Source organism: Bradyrhizobium macuxiense (assembly GCF_007993935.1).
In the GTDB taxonomy this organism is placed as follows: domain Bacteria; phylum Pseudomonadota; class Alphaproteobacteria; order Rhizobiales; family Xanthobacteraceae; genus Bradyrhizobium; species Bradyrhizobium macuxiense_A.
In genome coordinates, this window is the sequence record NZ_VITY01000010.1 from 251630 (window position 1) to 269994 (window position 18365).

Sequence of the window (18365 nt, forward strand, 5' to 3'; positions counted from 1 at the left end):
GAGATGCCTTCACCCAGCTACATCGACCCGCTCAATGGCAAGCTCTACCCGCTGGATATCCCGCGCTGGTGCTCCGACGAGGGCAAGCCGCTGCTCGTGACGCCGCTGCCCGGCATCTCCCGCGACGAGATCGATCGCGGGACGCGGTCGCTGTGGCGCTACCGCGCGGCGCTGCCGGTCGAGATCAAGCAGCCGATCACGATGGGCGAAGGCTGCACGCCCGCGGTCGAGAAGGAATGGGACGACCTGCGGCCGCATTTCAAGCTGGAATGGTTCAATCCGACCGCAAGCTTCAAGGATCGCGGCACCACGGTGATGCTGTCACTCCTGCGCCAGCTCGGCGTCGATGCGGTGCTGGAGGACTCGTCCGGCAATGGCGGCGCGTCGGTTTCGGCCTATGGCGCAGCGGGCGGCATGCGGGTGAAAATCCTGGCGCCGGCGACGACATCGCCGATGAAGGTGGCACAGATGCATGCCTTCGGCGCCGAGGTGCAGCTGGTCGAAGGCCCGCGCGAGGAATCCGAGGCGGAAGCGATCCGCCAGTCGAAGCAGATCTTCTACTCCAGCCACAACTGGCAACCCTTCTTCCTGCAAGGCACCAAGTCGCTGGCCTACGAGATCTGGGAAGATTTCGGCTTCACCACGCCTGACAATGTGATCATGCCGGTCGGCGCCGGCAGCAGCCTGCTCGGCTGCTATATCGGCTTCAAGGAGCTGCTGGCGGCCGGTCAGATCACGCGGCTGCCGCGGCTGTTTGGCGCGCAACCACTCAACTGCTCGCCGGTCGATGCGAGCTTTGCCGCCGGCGTCGACACGCCGGTCGATCGCGCGGTCCGCAAGACCATCGCCGAGGGCACCGCGATCAAGCATCCGCTGCGGCTGAAGCAGATGATCGCGGCGCTAAAGGAAAGCGGCGGCGGCACGGTCGCGATCCCCGAAGACGGCATCGTCGCCGCACTGAAGCGGCTGGCGTTTACCGGCCTGTTCGTCGAGCCGACCTCGGCCTCGGCCGCCGCCGCGCTCGACGTCCTGAAGGCGCGCGGCGCGATCCGGCCGGCGGAGCGCACCGTCGTCATCATCAGCGGCACCGGGATCAAGGCGGCGGGGCTGATCACGGAGTTGCTGGGCGACTAGCGAGATTGGCACCCCATTCGGGAAATCGACAGGCTTTGATCTGTTGGTTTGGCGTCTACCGCGCAATTCCGGCGCTGGCGCGTTGAAGCCTTCGAGCAAAGGCGGCCAAGCGACGAGCGAGCCTGGTCCCAGCGAAGCAACGCGCACCATCGCAGCCGGCCTCGTGCTGATGATGAGAAACATTGCGAAACAAAAACATCAGCGAGCGTTGCGATCGACGTAGCTGTCGCGGTCGGGGCGTTTTCGCTATCACCGGCACGCGCCCCGCATACCGGAGGTTGCATACCCCGATCAGTTCTTGCTACCGTCCCGTCACCATAGCTTCAGCCAATCCTGCGAGAACCTTCACGACATCGCGGTTGGCGCGATATTTCACGATCAGGCGACGCCAACCAATGCCCCCGACAAGGATCAGCAGCGCGAACTCGACCGCGCGATATCGTCCGTCGGAAACAGCGACGCCAAACTGATAACTCGCGGCCAGGAAACGGCCTTGTCGCGGGGGCTTGAGAAACGAGACTTTGCGACAACGTCAATATTGAGGTGCGCGATGTTACTTCTCAGCGACCATCAACGATCACTCGCGAAGCGCGTCTGTACTCTCGTCGTGACGTTTTTTTTGATCCTGCCGGGCTCTGCCTGGCGTGCTGCCGCGCAAGCCCCGCCGCTCGTCGCTTCGAAAAGTGTCCTGACCCAGCACAACGACAATGCCCGCACCGGCGCCTATCTCGCGGAAACCGCACTCAAGCCGTCAACGGTCAGCCCATCGACGTTTGGACGGCTGTACGCAAGGCACGTCAACGGCCAAATCGCGGCGCAGCCTCTCTACGTACATGGGCTCCAGACAGCCGAAGGGGTGAAGAATGTTGTGATCGTGGCGACGCAAAACAACGGAATATATGCGTTCGATGCCGACGATCTCGATCCGAACCCGGACAAGGCTCTTTGGCAGACGACGCTGATCGGTTCTGACGGTTATGGGGCACAGGAAGTGCCCGGGATGGATCGTAATCTGCCCAACGACACCCGCACGATTTGCGGGCAGACCCACGGTGCGATGGGCATCACGTCAGCCCCGGTGATCGATCCGGTGGATGGGAAACTGTACGTTGCCGCCTGGATGGCTCCCCCTAACATTGACCACGGCGGGACGATCCTAACAACGTACACCGCTCGCCATACAATCTTCGTCGTTGATCTCAAAGGTCTGGGTTCTTCAACGCGGGCCGTACCTCTCACAGACATTGCGATTCCCTCGCCGCCAAATCTATTCGATCCCAATGCTTTCGATCCCAATAAGGAGCTCAGCCGTCCCGCCCTGCTGCTCAACAGAGGAATGCTCTACGTGGCCTTTGGTGGACTGGTCTGCGACGACGGCGGTGGCGATCCCAACACACGAGCACACTCGCGCGGATGGGTGGTCGCCTACAAGACGCAAGACCTTCTCGACCGTCCGTATTCGCACTCATCCCCGATGCCGCCAGCCGCTTACTTCAATACAAGCTTTGACCAGCAGGGGCAGGCCTGGATGGCCGGCATTTGGCAGTCAGGCCAGGGCCTGGCCGCAGACCAAGACGGAGTTTACTTCACGACCGGCAACGCTATGGGCCCGCACGCGGGCCAAGCCTTGGGCGAATCAATTGTTCGGCTCAGCCCCTCGTCAGCATCAAGCGGCGGCGCGCACAACTTTTCAGTGAGATCCTACAAAGTGGATCGCGCGAACGAGCTAGATGGCGGAGACACCGACCTCGGTTCCGGCGGGGTCGTACTGTTGCCGGAGGGGCGCCTGGTCGCGGGGGGTAAAGAGGGACGCCTCTACATCCTCGATCGGACGACGATGACGCCGCTCAGGCTTCCTTCCCTATCACACGGCGCAAATGACGGCTTGCTCGCCTATACCAATACATGGCACCCCGAGATTGCCCTTGAGGACTACGCCAAATTCCAGATGTTTGGCCCGAATATCCACGGCGCACCGGTCGTCTGGACAGACTCGTCGCATCAAACGCATCTCTATGCGATGCCCGAGAAGGCGTTTTTTACACGTCATACACTCAAGGGCGATGGATCGATCGACCCGGCCCTGCGACGTCAATCAAGCATCTACCGGTCGCCGGACGGCATGCCGGGGGGAGTGGTATCACTTTCAGCCAACGGCTCGACCGATGGGATTGTTTGGGCATCGGTGCCCAAGCGGGACGTGCTTAACGAAATCGGACCAGGCCGGTTGTTGGCGTTTGATGCCGAAACGCTTGCCCATCTCTGGATAGATGACGAGAACGTCGCCTTCGCGAAATTCACTCCGCCGACGGTTGCGAACGGAAAGGTTTTCCGGCCGACTTTCGGAGGTGAACTCATTGTCTATGGACTTCTACACGGTCGGACCCCGCAAACAGTCTGCAACAACGCACTCGAGGCCTACCGTGTGTATGGCGGCGCAGCAGCGCTGGGTGGGCCGGCGCCGGCTCCAGCTGCCCCGCGCACGGATCTAACCCTTGACCGATACTGGTTCGATAAAAACAAAGCATTCCACGCGGCTCAGTACCAAAGCTCGATTTTGTATTCGCCGACGACGTGTGGCCACGTGGTGCGCGGGCCCATCTGGCAGGCCTATCAAGGCAAGGAGGCCTTGCTCGGCTTGCCAATTACCGACGACGAATCCACGAGTGGCGATCGTCTTAAGATCATGGTCGATCCGAAGCCAGAAGATGCAGACATGCCACTCCGTTACACCCATTTCGAACGCGGTTCGATTTTTTCCTCGCCGCGTACGGGCGCCCATGAGATTCATGGGCCTATCCGAGATAAATGGGCTGCGCTGGGTTGGGATCGTGGCCTCGGCTTTCCAAAGACCGATGTCATGACGGAGGGCCGCACGCAACATTCTGAGTTCCTTAAGTTCAATTTTCTTTGGCCCGCTCCTGAGGACATTGAATCAGCGATCTATTCCTCTCAAACCACCGGCACACATGCGATGGTTGGAGGCATATACGCGTATTGGCAGCTTCATCCGGACCTCGGCCTGCCCACGGACGACGAACATGACGGCCGCGCGCCAGACAACCGGGCGGCGCGGGTGCAGGATTTCGAAAATGGAACGATTTATTGGATCTTGAACGCCAATCCGTTCGAGGTGTTTCCAGTATGGAAGCCAGGTTCGCCGGCCAAGTGGTTCGATGCGACAGACGACGAGATCAAACGCACAGCGTGGAATTTCACAGACGTCAACCTGGCGACATGGGCACTGGCATCGCGTGCCGCGACCGGCTTCTGCGCGCTGCGTGGGTTTGTTGGAGGAATTTTTACCGGCGACCAGGTCAACGGCCACCGCGGCATCGTGTGCTGGTTTCAGGGAGCCAAGTATTTCGATTCCCGTGACACGGAGCTCGCGTCACAAACTTGGCGTCTCACGTCACCTCAATTGGACAATAACGCGTGGGCCGTCGCTGGGCGAACGTCAAACGAATATTGTCACAATCGTGGTTTCGTGAGCGGCTTCTTCACCGGCAATCAGGGGAATGGTCTGCTGGGAATCGTTTGCGTGGGCGCTCCAGGAGACGCGCAAGACGCGCAACAGGCTGATGTCGACGCGAGCGGATGGAGTTTTACCGACGTCAACACAGTTACATGGGCGCAGGCTGCGCGTGCTGGCCATCACGTTTGCATAGAGTCCCGGTTCCATCGCAACGCCACCGGTGGTCATTTCGCCGGACATCAGGTGGGGGGCGCCCGAGAGCTCGTTTGCGTGCGCTGACGGGATCCAAAGGCGAGAACATCGACGCGATCTGGGGCTAGCAACGATGATCGAATGGAGCGGCTTCCATCCCGGCGGCCTCATCCTCCTGCAAGGGCGGCGTGCACCGGCGAAGCGTGCGCCCGCCCGATATTGTCGAGGAACTGCCGCACGCTTTCCTGCCAGGTAAAGGTCAGCGCATGGGCACGGCATTTCTCGCGCGGCACCGACAGCGCGCCGAGCGCCGCGCGGCGCAGATCGTGATCGAGGCATCCGCAGCCTGATTTGCCGATCACATCGAGCGGCCCCATCACCGGAAACGCCGCGACCGGCACGCCGCAGGCCAGCGCCTCGAGCAGAACCATCCCGAACGTGTCGGTCAGGCTTGGAAACACCATGACATCGGCCGACGCATAGACATCGGCGAGCGCCCGCCCCGTCCGCGTGCCGAGAAAATGAACCTGCGGAAACCGCGCCTGCAAGCTGCCGCGCAGCGGCCCATCCCCGACCACGACTTTCGAGCCCGGCAGGTTGAGACCGAGAAACGCATCAAGGTTCTTCTCGACCGCGACGCGGCCGACATAAAGAAACACCGGCGCCGGGAAGGCGAGCGGCCGCTCCATGCGCGGGCAGAACAGCTCGGCGTCGACACCGCGCGACCATGGCATCAACCTACGGAAGCCATGGGCTTTCAACGCCTGCTCGAGCGACGGCGAGCCGACCATGATGCCGTCGCCGCCATTATGGAAACGACGCAGCGCCGCGTAGCTCCAGCGCAACGGCACGGGCAGCCGCGCGGCGAGATATTCGGGAAAGCGGGTGTGATAGCTGGTCGTGAACGGATAGCCGCGCGTCTGGCAGACATGGCGGCTGATCCAGCCGATCGGGCCTTCGGTCGCAATATGCACCGAGTCCGGGCGCGCCGCGTCGATCGCGCGCGCGATGCGCCCGATCGACGGCAGCGCGAGCCGGATCTCTGGATAGCCCGGCAACGGCACGGTGCGGAAATCGGCCGGCGTGAGAAAGCGGATCTCCGCGCCAAGCGACGGTGCTTCGCTGGCGAGATATTCGAGCGAGCGGACCACACCATTGATCTGCGGCCGCCAGGCGTCGGTTGCCACCAGCACGCGCATCAGGCGACCGCCTCCGCGAGCGGCGCGAAATCGGCCGCGTTCGACGCCGGCTGCGGATCCGTCCACCGAACGATTTCAAACTGCCCGTCATAGCGCTCGACCACGCCCGTGCAGGACTCCACCCAATCCCCGGTATTGATGTAGCGGACGCCGAAATGATCGTGCATCGCCGCGTGGTGGATGTGACCGCAGATCACGCCCTGAACGTTCCGGCGCCCGGCCTCGGATGACAGCACCTCCTCGAACCGGCCGATGTGGTTGACCGCATTCTTGACCCGCAACTTCGCCCAGGACGAGAACGACCAATAGCCGAACCCGAATTGACGCCTGATCCGGTTGAGCCAGACATTGGAGGCCAGCGCGGCGCGATAGCCGACATCGCCGATCAGTGCGAGCCATCGCGCATGCCGCACCACGAGATCGAAATGATCACCGTGAACGACGAGGTAGTCGCGGCCGTCGAGACCACGATGGATCGCCCGTTCGACGACCTCGACGCCGCCGAACGCCGCGCCGGCATAGTCGCGCAGGAATTCGTCGTGATTGCCGGGAATGTAGACCAGGCGCCGGCCCCGTTGCGCGAGCTCGATCAGCTCCCGCACGACGGCATTGTGCGCCGTGGGCCAATACCAGCTCGAGCGCAGACACCAGCCATCGACGATGTCGCCGACCAGGAAGACGGTTTCGGCATCGTGATGCCGAAGAAAGTCGATCAACCGCTCGGCATGGCACCCTCTGGTTCCGAGATGGACGTCGGAGATGAACAGGCTTCTGACCCTGACGGGATGCCGCGACGCGAGCCGCAGCGCGCCGGCGCGATCGCCGCCGACCGGGACCGGGACGTCTCGGTCAACTTCGCTGACGCTACCATCCCGCCGAAATGCCGTCGCCATGGCTTCGGCCAATCCGGCGAGAACCCTGGTGACGTCGCGGCTGGCGCATCGCCGGAAGATCGAGCGATGCCAATAAATGCCTGCCACGAGCACCAGCAGCGCGAACTCGGCCGCGCGATATCGCCCGCCGGACGCCGCGACACCGAACTGATAGCTTGCGGCCAGCACCAGCAATGCCGCGGCGGCACATTCGAGCGTATGTGAGCTGGGCCGCAGGCGGGACAGCAGGGCTCTCATGCGCCTTCCTCCATTGGCAAGCGCGAGGGGAGCGCGAGCGGCTTCGCGAAAGGCTGCGGTGCGAGCGAGCGCTTGTAGAAACGGAAGCCTAGGAAGAGCGCCACCTCCACGGCGATCAGGACGACCACCACCCAGAAGCCGAGGCTGACCGGATCATGGCCGCTGCCGCGCAGCGCATAACCCAGCGTGAGGAACGGCATGTTCCAGATCACGGTGCCGATCGCCGTCGCCATCACGAAGGCGCGCGGCTCCAGCCGCAACACGCCGGCGGGCAGCGCCAGATAGATCCGCACCGTGGGCAGGGTCTGGCCGATCAGCGTCACCCAGAAATGATTGCCGCGATAGGCATCGGTGAGCTGCCGGTAGAGCGAGGGCCGCAGCAGCACGAACTTGCCATAGCGGGTCACCAGCCCTTCGATGCGACGCGAGCCGAGCGCACGCCCGAGCCCGTACCAGCCGATCGCGCCGACCACCGATCCGGCGCTGGTCGCCAGGATGGTCATCGCGAGCGTCGTGCCGTCGGAGACCGTCAGCCCGAGCAGCATCAGCAGCACATAGGACGGCAGCAGCGGAATGAACTTCTCGGCGACGGCAAGGCAGCCCACGCCCACCAGGCCGAAGTGCAGAAACATTGCGATCGTGCTCGACGTGTCCATGGCGCCTCGATCAAGCGTGGGGGTGGCGGCGGCTGATCCGGTACACGGACGCCGGCGGCAGGTTGCGGAACGTCTGCCCGATGCAGCTCGCCTGCAGATCGAGGCGATCCAGGATCGCGTCCGCGACCGGACAACGCGGACCATAGGTGATCTGGTAGAAGGCACCGCCGGCGCGCAGATAGCGGAAGGCGGCATCGAGGATCGTCGTGACCTTCTCCGGCGGCATGATGAGAAGCCCGAGCCCGCTCACGACAGCGCCGACCGGCGCCCCTTCGAACAGCCTCTCCCTCCACAGCCAGGCCGCATCCATCCAGAGTACCCGGGCGCCCGGGAAGCGCCGCTGCAGCAGCGGGATGAACTCGGAACCGTATTCCACCAGCGTCAGATCCTGCTGCCTCACGCCGCGCTTCAGCAACGCGCGGGTGAAGACGCCGGTGCCGGGGCCAAGCTCGATCACCGGACCGGTGTCCGCCGTGATCTCCTGCGTCATCAGGGACGAGACGGCGGGCCCGGACGGCGCGACCGCGGCGACGCGCAGCGGATTGCGGACCCAGGCGCGGAAGAACGGCAGGATGTCAGCGGCAGACATGCTGGAGCTCCCGCATGCTGGGCGCATTGCGCATCTCGCGCCGCGGATTCGTTAGCAAGGCCATTCCGATATCTTTCGCATTGCAGGCGCCACCATCGTGTGTCGGAGGCCCCCGCCGGTTGAGCGTGTCGGTCGGTGGCGGGACGATTCGGCCCGCTCCGAGCGAGGCCTCTGTCTCATGCGAAGCTTGCGCCAGCCTGTCGCGAATGGATGCGCATGCGAAATTTCACGCCGCGACGCATTGGCGCGGAGCAAACCGCAAGGTTGCCGCAATGAATCGGACATAAAGCCGGCTGATCGATGCAGGGATCAAGACGACGAATGCGCGTGCTGTTGGTGGAGGACCAGCCGGAAATGGTCGCAGCGCTGCGTGCGGCACTCGCGCGCCACGACATGCTGGTGGATCACGCGCCGGACCTGTCGGAAGCCGAGGCGATTGCCGCGGCTGGCAGCTATGATGCGATCGTGCTCGACCGGCAATTGCCCGATGGCGACGGGCTGTCACTGATTCCGAAGCTGCGCGCCAGCGGCAACACGGTGCCGGTGCTGGTGCTGACGGCCCGCGGCGAGCTTGCGGACCGGATCTCGGGCCTCGATTGCGGTGCGGACGATTATCTCGGCAAACCGTTTGCGTTCGAGGAGCTGCTGGCGCGGTTGCGCGCGCTGCTGCGCCGGCCCGCCAATGTGCAGCAGCACGCCGCGCGGATCGGCCGCCTGTCGTTCGACTTCGCCCATCGCGAGGCCAGCGTCGACGGACGCCCTCTGGAGATGCCGCGCCGCGAACGGCTGGTGCTCGAGGCGCTGCTGCATCGGATGGGACGCATGGTGCAGCGCTCCGCGCTGATGGAGGCGGTCTACGGCCTCGACGACGACGTGCAGCCCAATGCGCTGGATACGCATGTGTCGCGCTTGCGCCGCAGGCTCGCCGAGGCCGACGCCGGCGTCGCGATCAACGGCGTCCGCGGCCTCGGCTATGTGCTGCGGGAAACACCGTGAGCGTGCTGCGACCGCGATCCCTGACCTGGCGCCTGATCGGGCGCCTCGCGGGCCTGCAGGCCGTCACGTTGACCGTCCTGATCTTGCTGATCGGAGCGGCCGCGATCGGGCTGCTGCGGGCCGGGCTTCTGATCGGCGAGTACGAAGGCAGCACGCTCGATACACTGCGCGACGCCATCACCCGCGATGAAGCGGGTGGACTGACGCTGCGCCGGACACCGGAGCTCGCCGCCCTGAGCGCCGAGCATGCCGACCTCTGGTTCGTCATTCGCGACGGCGAGGGACATCAACTCTCCGAGGGCGTGGTGCCCGCGCAATTCGCGCCGATTGCATCAAGCCTCGATCATGTGAGCGAGGCGCGGCTCAAATGGAACGCCGCGGAAGCCATGCGACCCGCGGGTCTCGTCAAATGGGTCGACACGCCATCGGGACGGATCCAGATCCTGACCGGCACATACGGCCAGCTCTCGATGTGGCGTGCGCTGGAGAGCACGCCGCTGCTGTTCCTCAACATGATCCTGCCGATCGTCGTGCTGATGACATTGGCGACGCTGGTTGCGACCCCGTTCGTCGTGCGCCGGGCCATGAATGGCCTCGCGCAGGTCGCGGCGCAGGCTGAACGCATCGACATCGACCAGCGCGGCGTTCAATTGCCGCTCGACAAGGTGCCGGTCGAAATCACCCCGCTGGTCAAGGCCATCAACGCCGCGCTCGACCGCCTCGACAAGGGTTACGAGCGCCATCGCCGCTTCCTGGCCGATGCCGCGCACGAACTCCGCACGCCGATCGCGATCCTCTCGACCCGGGTGGCTTCGCTGCAGGCCGGACCGGAGAAAACCCACCTGCTCGAGGACGCCACCCGGCTGAGCGTCATGGCCGGCCAGCTGTTGGACCTGCAACGGCTCGACCAGCGCGCCGACACGTTCGGCCCCGTCAATCTCGTCGGCGTCGCGCGGCAGGTCGTGCTCGACCTCGCGCCACTCGCCTTCGCGGCGGGATATGAAATGTCCTTCGAACACGAGGACGAGACCATCATGGTGACCGGCGACCAGACCTCGCTCGAACGTGCCCTCACCAACCTCGTGCAGAACGCCATCGACCACGGGCAGCGGCGCGGCACGATCCTGGTCCGAGTGTCGACATCAGGGCGGATCGAGGTCTGCGACGACGGCGACGGCATCCCGCCCGACGAGCGCGAGCAGATCCTCGAGCCGTTCCGCCGGCTGCATCCGGGCGGGCGCGGCGCCGGCCTCGGCCTCGATCTGGTGCAGTCCATCATGCGCCTGCATGGCGGCCGGATCGAGGTCGATCAGGCGCCGTCCGGCGGCGCCTGCATGCGCATGGTGTTTTCCTGCTGATCGAGCGGCGCGGCTAAAGCGCGATGGAATTGGGTCATCGCGCTTTAGCCTGAACTATCTGGAAATGCGCTGCGCGCTCGTCCGAGTGGCGATCTAGCCCGCCTTGCGCAGCCGCAGGGATTCGTAGAACGCCGTTTCGAAATTGATGTAGCCGACGAAGGACGTCGGATCACCAAACGGCAGAATCTGCGTCGCCCAGTATCCGCCAAAACCGTTCTGTCGATCGATCCAGTAGAACAAATTGGCGAGGCCGGCCCAGCCGAGCGCGCCGGCGGGACGGCCGGTCGGCGCCTGCTCGTCGTTGATCATGAAGCTCAGCGCCCAGGATTTCGATTGGCCGGGGAAGAACTCGGCGTCGTTGGCGAGCGAGGTGATCACGCCGGTGATCGCGGTGACCTTGTTGTTGCCGAGGTGATTCTTCTCGGCCATCCGCACGGTCTCGGCCTTGAGGACCCGGCCGTGCTCGCCGGCGCCGTCATTGAGCCACATCCGGATGAAGCGCATGTAGTCGCCGATGGTGCCATAAAGCCCGTGGCCACCCATGTGGATTTCCGGATTGGCCGGCAACTCGAAATCCATCGGCGTGAGCGAGCCGTCGGCATTGCGGGCATGAATGCCGGCGAGCTTGCGGCGCATCGCGTCGGTGAGCTCGAAGGTGGTATCCGCGATCCCGAGCGGTTCGAAGATCCGCGTCTTGAAGACCTCGCCGAGCCGCCTTCCGGTGATCGCCTCGACGATCTGGCCGCACCAATCCATGTTGGTGCCATACTCCCACCGCTCGCCCGGATCGAACAGCAGAGGTGTCATCAGCGACGCCTTGGACGCCGTGATGACGCTCGGCTGCCCTTTCTCCTGCGCAAGCCTGTTGTAGGTGTGATTGATGAAGTCGTAGCCCAGCCCCGCGCTATGCACCATCAGCATCCGCGTCGTGATGTCGCGCTTCGGTGCGCGCAACACCGGCTCGCCCTTGTCGTCAAAGCCCTCGATCACCTGGAGCTTGCCGATGTCGGGCGCATAGGTCTTGGCCGGCGCGTCGAGATCGAGCTTGCCCTCCTCGACGAGTTGCAGGATGGCGGTGCCCGTGATCGCCTTGGTGGTCGAGAAGATGGCGAACACGCTGTCGGTCGTCATGTCGGCCGGCTGGTCGAGCCGGCGCTTGCCAGCGGCGCCTTCATAGATGTTGCGATGCCGGTCGGTCACCATCGCCACGACGCCGGGGACGCGTGGATTCGAGGTCACGACGCCGTCGAGAATCGCATCTGCAGCCGCACTGAAGTTCGTGCTCATTGTTTTCCTCCCATGTTTGTGATGTTGACCTGCGTAGCCCGGATGGAGCGGAGCGAAATCCGGGGTTGGTGCAGCCGGTGTCACTGGTCCCGGATTACGCTCCGCTCCATCCGGGCTACGAGGTCCAATCGCGATCGGACCTATTGCATCGCGAAGCCGCGATAGCCGCTCGCGGCGACCTCGTCGCATTTCTGGCGATAGGTGCCGACACCGCCGCAATAGGACAGCACACGGCGCGGCTTGCCCTCGACATTCGAGCCGAGGTACCAGGAGTTGGTCTTGGCGATCAGTGTCGCGTTGGCGGTCTCGTCGTGATGCGCGACCCACTGATCCTCGATGTCCCTGGACGGCTCGATGACGTTCAGGTTGTTGCCGCGCATGTACTTGATGCAATCGTCGATCCACTCGACCTGCTGCTGCAGGCAAGTGGTCATGTTGCAAAGCGCGGCAGAAGGCGCGAGCGGCACCGCTGTCGTGAACAGGTTCGGATAGCCGTGAACCTGTAGCCCCATGGTGGTGCGTATATCCCGGCCCCAATCCTCCTTCAGCGAACGACCGTCGCGGCCGCGGATATCGATCCGCGTCAATGCGCCGGTGCCGGCATCGAAGCCGGTCGCCAGGATAATGACGTCGAATTCGTGCACCGTACCGTCGGCGGTCTGGATGCCTTCGGGCGTGATGCGGGCGATCGGATTGTCCTTGACGCTGACGATCTCGACATTGGGCCGGTGGAACGCCTCGAGGAAATTACTCTCCAGCGGCACCCGGTGGGTGCCGAAGCCGTAATCGGCCGGGATCAGCTGCTCGCACAGTTTGGGATCCTTGATCCGTTCGCGCATCTTTTCGCGCACGAATTCGGTGATCTCGGCGTTGACCGCCTCGTCGAAGAACAACTCGGCGAAGGACGAGACCCACAATTTGAGCGATCCATCGTTCCAGCAATCCTCGACCACCTGGCGGCGCTGCTGCGGCGACAGATCGGCCCAGGCGTGCTCGAAGTCGAACTCGAAGCCGGTGAACGTCTTCGGCAACCGTTCGGTGAGGAATTTGAACTTCGACTTGTAAGCCTCCGCATCCGACGCATCCCATTTCGGGTTCTTCATCGGAATGATGTATTGCGGGGTGCGGATGAACACCTTGAGGTGACCGACCTCGCCGGCGATCGACTGAATCACCTGGATCCCGGTGGCGCCGTTGCCGACCACGCCGACGCGCTTGCCGGCGAGCTCGATCGGTCCCTTGGGCCAGCGCGCGGTATGGAACAGCTTGCCCTTGAACGTCTCCTGTCCCGGGAAGGACACGTGCGGGGCCGAGAGCATGCCGCAGCAGGTGACCAGGAACTGGGTGTCGATCACTTCACCCTTGTCGGTGGTGACCTGCCAGCGCTGCGTCGCCTCGTCGAAATGCGCGCTCTTCACCGTGGTGCCGAACTGGATGTCCTTCTTGAGGTCGAGGCGGTCGGCCACATAGTTCAGCCAGCGCTCGATCTCCGGCTGGCCCGGAAACCGCTCACTCCAGCTCCAACCCTTGTAGAGGTCCTCGGAGAACAAATACTGATAGGTGTGGCCTTCGGAATCGAAGCGGGCGCCGGGATAGCGGTTCCAGTACCAGGTGCCGCCGACGCTTGAGCCCGCGTCAATGGCCCTGACCTTCAAGCCCTGCTCGCGCAGGCGGAACAATTGATAAAGGCCGGCAACGCCGGCGCCGATCACCACTGCGTCGAACTTGGCTGTCGCGTGCGCGCCGTTGCTTCCATTGGACCTGATTGCGGTCGCGGTCATGATTTCCTCCTGGGTGTTTCGCACGCCCTTTCCCATCCGCTGCATCGCGGGATGACGGTGCGTTGCGCCAATCTGGGCCCCGACGGCATGGATGGAGCTGCCGGGACGCACAGGAGGCTATGGCGCTTGCGGAGTCCCGGGCTTGGATGAAACCGACAATCTCTGGAACGCGGCCGCAATCGCGATCGGCCATTGGTCTCCTTGGCAAACGGCGAAAGCGGCCTATTCTGCGCTCAGCCGTCCGGCGAAAAAGGACAAGAAGAAGCGGTCAACCGCCTATGGTTTCCAGGGAGGAGGCTCGTGCGATGGGCCAGTTGATCACGGTCGAGGAACTGCCGCGCTACGCTCCCGGCGAGTTGAAGCTGGATAGTTCACCGGTCGGCCGCAACGATTTCCGGCTGCGCATCTTCCGCTACGCACCATCAGACATCTGGGTCCCGCCATCGGAGAACTTCCTCCTGGTGCTCTATCGCGACGGCGTAACGTCAATGAACCGCCGTGTCGGCAGCGCGTGGAAGCAGGATCACGTCGGCCGCGGCGTCACGTCACTTCTGACGCGCGCAGAGCCGTCAAGCTGGCACTGGAAGAACGACATCGAGGTCACGCATTTCTACATCTCTCCTGCCCTGATGACGAAGACGGCGAGCGAGGCATTCGACCGCGACGCCGAAGCGGTCGAGCTTCACGATCTGCTCAAGGTCGAGGATCCGATGCTGACCTGGATCAACGATCAGATGGTTCAGGAAGTCGCCGCCGGCGGTCCAGGCGGCCGCCTCTGCTACGACGCGCTGGCGCTGCAGGCCAGCGTGCACATCCTGCGCAAATACGCCGCGATCGAATTCAAGATGCCCTGCGCGCAGGGCAGGTTCAGGCCGGCGCATGCGCGGTTGATCGAGGACTATGTCGAGCAGAACATCTTCCGGAACATCACGCTGGAGGAGCTCGCCAACATCTGCAACTGCACGCCGGTGCAGTTCGCGCGCAAGTTCCGCGTCCATTACGGCATGCGTCCGCATGCCTATGTCCTGCGACGCAAGGTCGAGCATGCATGCCAGCATCTGCGCAGGGATCGCGTGGCGCTGAAGGAGATCGCGCTGCTCGCAGGCTTCGCCGATCAGAGCCACCTCAATCGCGTGTTCCGGCAGCACATGAACGTGACGCCGGCGGAGTACCGTCGGCAGGTGTGCGAGACGAAGCTCGAGGCGTGAGATTGATCCGCGCGCGGCCGCTTGCCGGCGTTTGGTCTACACCGGCGGCGGATTGATCCGGGCAAAGCTCTCCTGGATGCGGTAGGGGTAATAGGGATAGGCCGGCATCACCGCGCTCGCTCTGTCGAGACGCGCGATCTGGTCCTGTGACAGCGACCAGCCGACCGCGCCGAGATTGTCGCGCAGCTGCGCCTCGTCGCGCGCGCCGATGATGACGGATGACACGCTCGGACGGGTGAGCAGCCAGGCGATCGCGATCTGCGGCACCGTGCGGCCGGTCTCTGCGGCTATAGCGTCCAGCGCGTCGACGATCGCGTAAAGCTTCTCGTCGTCGACCGCCGGCCCGAACTGTGCGGTCTCATGCAAACGGCTGCTGTTCGGCAGCGGTTGGCCGCGCCTGATCTTGCCGGTAAGGCGACCCCAGCCGAGCGGGCTCCAGACCAGCGCGCCGACGCCCTGATCAAGCGCGAGCGGCATCAGCTCGGATTCATAGTCGCGGCCGACCAGCGAGTAATACACCTGATGCGCCACATAACGCGGCCAACCATGCTGCTCGGCAATGGCAAGCGATTTCATCAAATGCCAACCGGAGAAGTTCGAGGCGCCGACATAGCGCAGCTTGCCGGCGCGCACGAGCGCATCGAGTGTCGACAGCACCTCGTCGATCGGCGTGAAGGCATCGAAGGCATGGAGTTGCAGCAGATCGATATAGTCGGTGTTGAGCCGACGCAGCGCGGCGTCGACCGCGGCGACGAGGCGATATCGCGAGGTGCCGGCGTCGAGCGGGCCATCGCCCATCGGCAGCCCGGTCTTGGTCGAGATCAAAACCTTGTCGCGGCGGCCCTTGATGGCGGCGCCGAGGATCTCCTCCGACGCACCGCTCGAATAGACGTCGGCGGTGTCGAACAGATTGGCGCCGGCCTCGAGGCAGATGTCGACCAGCCGTCGCGCCTCGCCGGCGTCGCTGCGGCCCCAGGCGGAGAACAACGGTCCCTGCCCGCCGAAGGTGCCGGTGCCGAAGCTGAGCGTCGGGACCTTCAGGCCGGATGCGCCGAGATTGCGGTATTCCATGGTCATACTCCCTGTGATGCTGTTCATTCCGCCGGGCATTGCGTGGCGAGTACGACCGGCCGATCGAGCCGCAGGCTCCACAGCGCCAGCAGCAATCCGACCGCGGTGATCAGCGCCGCCACCAGCGGCAGCGCACCGAGACCGAGGCCGCGATCGATGGTGACGCCGCCGGCCCAGGCGCCGAGCGCGTTGCCGAGATTGAACGCCGCGATGTTCAGGCTGGAGGCCAGCGTGCGGCCTTCCACGCCGGCGGCTTCCAGCACGCGGAGCTGCAGCGGCGCGACGGTCGCGAACGCGGCGATGCCGAGCACGAACAAGAGCGCCACCGCCAATGCCTTGATCGAGATCACGGCGGCCAGCGCGACGAGCACGGCGGCGAGCCCGCCGAGCGACACCAGCAACGCACGCGCAAGTCCCTTGTCGGCGAGCCGCCCGCCCGCGACATTGCCGATCGCAAGGCCGGCGCCGAACACCAACAGGATCGGCGAGACCGCTGCGTCGGAAAATCCGGTCAGCCGCGTCAGGATCGGCTGCACGTAGGTGAAGACCGCGAACAATCCGCCGAAGCCGAACACCGTCATGGCAAGCCCGAGCAGCACCTGCGGGCGGCCGAGCACGGCGAGCTCCTCGCGCAGCGGCGCAGGCTTGTCCTTGGCGCCGACATGGCCGGGCACCAGCATCGCCAGCACGATGAACGCGACCACGCCGATTGCAGCCACAGCCCAGAACGCCGCACGCCAGCCCAGCATCAGGCCGAACCAGGCGCCGAAGGGCACGCCGAGCAGGGTCGCCACCGTGAGGCCGATGAACATCGTGGCGATCGCCGACGCCCGCTTGTCTTCCGCGACGAGGCTGGTCGCCACCACCGAGCCGACACCGAAGAAGGTGCCGTGCGCCAGCGAGGTGAGAATGCGTGCCGCCATCAAGAGTTCGTAGTCCGGCGCCTGCGCGCAGGCCGCGTTGCCGAGCGTGAAGATCGCCATCAGCGCCAGCAGCACCGCCTTGCGCGGCATCCGCCGCGTGCCGAGCGTCAGGATCGGCGCTCCGACGAACACGCCGAGGGCGTAGCCGGAGATCAGAAGGCCCGTCGCGGATACCGATACCTGCATGTCGGCGGCGACCTGCAGCAACAGCCCCATGATGAGGAATTCGGTGGTGCCGATGCCGAAGGCACCGGCGGTCAAGGCAAGGACTGCGAGAGGCATGTGTCGCTCCGGAGGCGTGAGGATTCCGCAATGCGACATAGCGGTCCGGGCGCGGAAGGATTAGAATGGCCGCAATCCAATCATTTGTGACGTGAATTCAAGATGGCCCGAATAGACACCAACCGCTCCGGCGAGATGGACGTGTTCGTCCGCGTCGTCGATCTCGGCGGCTTCACGGCGGCTGCGAACAGCCTGCGCCAGACGCCGTCGGGCGTCAGCAAGCTGGTCTCCCGGCTTGAGACACGGCTCGGCACGCGGCTGGTCAACCGCACCACGCGCAAGCTGCAACTGACCGAAGAGGGCCAGGCGTTCTATCAGCGCGCCCAGCGCATCCTCGCCGACATCGACGAGGCCGAACGCGAGGCCGCCTCATGCGTGCCGCGCGGCCATCTCACCGTGAACAGCAACATCCCGTTCGGCATGCTGCACGTGATGCCGCTATTGCCGCGTTTCATGCGCGAGCATCCCGACATCACGCTCGACATCGTGCTGACCGACACGCTGGTCGATCTGATGCAGGAGCGCGCCGATGTCGCGATCCGCGCCGGTCCGCTTGGCGCCTCGCGGCTGATCGCGCGCAAGCTCGGCACCAGCCGCATGGCTGTGGTCGCCGCACCGTCCTACCTCGCGCGCTTCGGTACGCCGAAGACCCCGGCCGACCTCGCCGCACATCGCGGCATCGGCTGGACCTTCCCGCGCAGCATCCGCGGCTGGCCGTTTCGCCGCGCCGAAAAGATCGAGGAAGCACTGCCGCCGCCGGTCGCGCGCGCCAGCGACGGCGAGACCGCGCGCCAGCTCACGCTCGGCGGCATCGGCGTTGCACGGCTGGCGCTGTTCCATATCGGCCCCGACATCGAGGCCGGCCGTCTGGTGCCGGTGCTGCAAAACCTCAATCCCGGCGACCGCGAGGACATCCACGCGGTCTATGTCGGCCATGCCGGCCCATTGCCGGCGCGCGTGCGCGCCTTCATCGATTTCCTCGCACAACACATCCGTATCGGCGACCCCGCACTGCGGCGTGGCGCGGATGGAAAATGGAAGATCACGGGCGGCCCGGTGCCGCATCGCGCGACGAAGGCGTGAG

At 64.6% G+C, this 18365-nt stretch carries 14 protein-coding genes; 6 read left to right on the forward strand and 8 right to left on the reverse strand.

Going from position 1 to position 18365, the window contains the following annotated elements; genetic code table 11:
• Positions 1-3: 3 nt before the first annotated feature.
• Positions 4-1134, forward strand: coding sequence for a threonine synthase (locus tag FBZ93_RS26155; protein ID WP_146989765.1), 1131 nt, complete (start codon positions 4-6; stop codon positions 1132-1134).
• 550 nt (positions 1135-1684) lie between these two features.
• Positions 1685-4888, forward strand: a complete 3204-nt coding sequence (locus tag FBZ93_RS26160; RefSeq protein ID WP_146989767.1) for an LGFP repeat-containing protein — start codon at positions 1685-1687, stop codon at positions 4886-4888.
• Positions 4889-4968: 80 nt separating this feature from the next.
• On the opposite strand, the gene FBZ93_RS26165 is transcribed toward FBZ93_RS26160, so the two are convergent.
• From FBZ93_RS26165 to FBZ93_RS26180, 4 genes are all read right to left on the reverse strand, one after another.
• Positions 4969-6000, reverse strand: a complete 1032-nt coding sequence (locus FBZ93_RS26165; RefSeq protein ID WP_146989769.1) for a glycosyltransferase family 4 protein — start codon at positions 5998-6000, stop codon at positions 4969-4971.
• Positions 6000-6767: a UDP-2,3-diacylglucosamine diphosphatase gene (locus FBZ93_RS26170; RefSeq protein WP_433995446.1), complete on the reverse strand. Its 768-nt coding sequence runs from the start codon at positions 6765-6767 to the stop codon at positions 6000-6002. Before FBZ93_RS26170 ends, FBZ93_RS26165 begins: the two co-directional genes overlap by 1 nt.
• Before the next feature lie 359 nt (positions 6768-7126).
• On the reverse strand, positions 7127-7786 hold the full coding sequence (locus tag FBZ93_RS26175; RefSeq protein WP_146989771.1) for a DedA family protein: 660 nt from the start codon (positions 7784-7786) through the stop codon (positions 7127-7129).
• 10 nt (positions 7787-7796) lie between these two features.
• Complete coding sequence (locus tag FBZ93_RS26180) at positions 7797-8375, reverse strand: class I SAM-dependent methyltransferase (protein WP_146989773.1); 579 nt, start codon at positions 8373-8375, stop codon at positions 7797-7799.
• Between the two features lie 321 nt (positions 8376-8696).
• Here FBZ93_RS26180 and FBZ93_RS26185 point away from each other — a divergent pair, with 321 nt between their 5' ends.
• On the forward strand, positions 8697-9371 hold the full coding sequence (locus tag FBZ93_RS26185; protein ID WP_146989775.1) for a response regulator transcription factor: 675 nt from the start codon (positions 8697-8699) through the stop codon (positions 9369-9371).
• Positions 9372-9376: 5 nt separating this feature from the next.
• The gene (locus FBZ93_RS26190) at positions 9377-10729 is read left to right on the forward strand and encodes a sensor histidine kinase (RefSeq protein ID WP_146989972.1); all 1353 of its coding nucleotides are present in this window, start codon (positions 9377-9379) and stop codon (positions 10727-10729) included.
• Positions 10730-10822: 93 nt separating this feature from the next.
• Here the strand turns inward: FBZ93_RS26190 and FBZ93_RS26195 are convergent, their stop codons facing one another.
• Complete coding sequence (locus FBZ93_RS26195; RefSeq protein WP_146989777.1) at positions 10823-12016, reverse strand: serine hydrolase domain-containing protein; 1194 nt, start codon at positions 12014-12016, stop codon at positions 10823-10825.
• Positions 12017-12156: 140 nt separating this feature from the next.
• Positions 12157-13797, reverse strand: a complete 1641-nt coding sequence (locus FBZ93_RS26200; RefSeq protein WP_146989779.1) for a flavin-containing monooxygenase — start codon at positions 13795-13797, stop codon at positions 12157-12159.
• 305 nt (positions 13798-14102) lie between these two features.
• Here FBZ93_RS26200 and FBZ93_RS26205 point away from each other — a divergent pair, with 305 nt between their 5' ends.
• Positions 14103-15005, forward strand: a complete 903-nt coding sequence (locus FBZ93_RS26205; protein ID WP_146989781.1) for a helix-turn-helix transcriptional regulator — start codon at positions 14103-14105, stop codon at positions 15003-15005.
• A 36-nt stretch (positions 15006-15041) separates the two neighbouring features.
• On the opposite strand, the gene FBZ93_RS26210 is transcribed toward FBZ93_RS26205, so the two are convergent.
• Positions 15042-16076, reverse strand: a complete 1035-nt coding sequence (locus tag FBZ93_RS26210) for an aldo/keto reductase (protein WP_146989783.1) — start codon at positions 16074-16076, stop codon at positions 15042-15044.
• A 23-nt stretch (positions 16077-16099) separates the two neighbouring features.
• Positions 16100-17281: an MFS transporter gene (locus tag FBZ93_RS26215; protein WP_146989785.1), complete on the reverse strand. Its 1182-nt coding sequence runs from the start codon at positions 17279-17281 to the stop codon at positions 16100-16102.
• A 102-nt stretch (positions 17282-17383) separates the two neighbouring features.
• On the opposite strand from FBZ93_RS26215, the gene FBZ93_RS26220 reads away from it, so the two are divergent.
• Positions 17384-18364, forward strand: coding sequence for a LysR family transcriptional regulator (locus tag FBZ93_RS26220; RefSeq protein WP_146989787.1), 981 nt, complete (start codon positions 17384-17386; stop codon positions 18362-18364).
• Position 18365 lies beyond the last annotated feature (1 nt).

Excerpts from the sequence above, each read along its gene's own strand:
- FBZ93_RS26205 (WP_146989781.1), top strand. The coding sequence starts at position 14,103 with ATGGGCCAGTTGATCACGGTCGAGGAACTGCCGCGCTACGCTCCCGGC.
- FBZ93_RS26155 (WP_146989765.1), top strand. The coding sequence starts at position 4 with ATGCCTTCACCCAGCTACATCGACCCGCTCAATGGCAAGCTCTACCCG.
- FBZ93_RS26195 (WP_146989777.1), bottom strand. The coding sequence starts at position 12,016 with ATGAGCACGAACTTCAGTGCGGCTGCAGATGCGATTCTCGACGGCGTC.
- FBZ93_RS26165 (WP_146989769.1), bottom strand. The coding sequence starts at position 6,000 with ATGCGCGTGCTGGTGGCAACCGACGCCTGGCGGCCGCAGATCAATGGT.
- FBZ93_RS26215 (WP_146989785.1), bottom strand. The coding sequence starts at position 17,281 with ATGCCTCTCGCAGTCCTTGCCTTGACCGCCGGTGCCTTCGGCATCGGC.
- FBZ93_RS26175 (WP_146989771.1), bottom strand. The coding sequence starts at position 7,786 with ATGGACACGTCGAGCACGATCGCAATGTTTCTGCACTTCGGCCTGGTG.
- FBZ93_RS26200 (WP_146989779.1), bottom strand. The coding sequence starts at position 13,797 with ATGACCGCGACCGCAATCAGGTCCAATGGAAGCAACGGCGCGCACGCG.
- FBZ93_RS26185 (WP_146989775.1), top strand. The coding sequence starts at position 8,697 with ATGCGCGTGCTGTTGGTGGAGGACCAGCCGGAAATGGTCGCAGCGCTG.
- FBZ93_RS26210 (WP_146989783.1), bottom strand. The coding sequence starts at position 16,076 with ATGGAATACCGCAATCTCGGCGCATCCGGCCTGAAGGTCCCGACGCTC.
- FBZ93_RS26220 (WP_146989787.1), top strand. The coding sequence starts at position 17,384 with ATGGCCCGAATAGACACCAACCGCTCCGGCGAGATGGACGTGTTCGTC.
- FBZ93_RS26160 (WP_146989767.1), top strand. The coding sequence starts at position 1,685 with ATGTTACTTCTCAGCGACCATCAACGATCACTCGCGAAGCGCGTCTGT.
- FBZ93_RS26180 (WP_146989773.1), bottom strand. The coding sequence starts at position 8,375 with ATGTCTGCCGCTGACATCCTGCCGTTCTTCCGCGCCTGGGTCCGCAAT.